The 275-nt window shown below is 62.5% G+C and carries 1 protein-coding gene; it reads left to right on the top strand.

Annotated features, from left to right (window positions below; translation table 11 throughout):
• Positions 1–275: LysR substrate-binding domain-containing protein (locus SB764_RS39995; protein WP_410866747.1), on the top strand; the 275-nt coding region annotated here is incomplete at both ends.

Genomic DNA, 275 nt, shown 5'->3' with positions numbered 1-275 from the left:
CAGCGGATACGCGGCTGAGCAATCTTGCCCAGGGGCATCATTTCGAGACCTTGGATCTGGCCATGACGGTGGCTTCACAAGGTTCAGGTGTGGCGATCGGTGATAGCGCGTTGATTGGCGAGGATGTCATGGCCGGCAGGCTGGCGATGCCGTTTGAACTGCGGGTGCCGACGGGGATGGGGTATTACCTGGTGCGCCCACCGGGCGCCGAGCTGTCGGCAGGCCTTGAAGCGTTGATGGAGTGGCTGGCGAATCAAGCCAAACCCACCCCGACC

Origin of the sequence: Paraburkholderia sp. SIMBA_027 (genome assembly GCF_046535315.1) — a bacterium.
Lineage (GTDB): Bacteria > Pseudomonadota > Gammaproteobacteria > Burkholderiales > Burkholderiaceae > Paraburkholderia > Paraburkholderia tropica.
This window is presented reverse-complemented; position numbering and strand designations above follow the sequence as displayed.